The following is a 215-nucleotide window of genomic DNA, read 5'->3' as shown; positions in this document are numbered from 1 at the left end:
GAAGGCTGGTGGGTGACAGGCTACGATGAGGCCAAGGCGGTGCTGTCCGACGCGGCGTTCCGGCCCGCGGGAATGCCGCCGGCGGCATTCACCCCGGATTCGGTGATTCTCGGTTCGCCGGGGTGGCTGGTCTCGCACGAGGGGGGCGAGCATGCCCGGTTACGCACGATCGTGGCGCCGGCCTTCAGCAACCGCAGGGTGAAGCTGCTCGCGCA

The 215-nt window shown here is 69.8% G+C and carries 1 pseudogene; it reads left to right on the top strand.

What is annotated here, in order from left to right:
* Positions 1 to 215, top strand: a pseudogene (locus ACWUKX_RS31095) (cytochrome P450); the annotation flags it as partial.

The sequence above is a fragment of the Mesorhizobium sp. f-mel genome, assembly GCF_053850215.1.
This window is presented reverse-complemented; position numbering and strand designations above follow the sequence as displayed.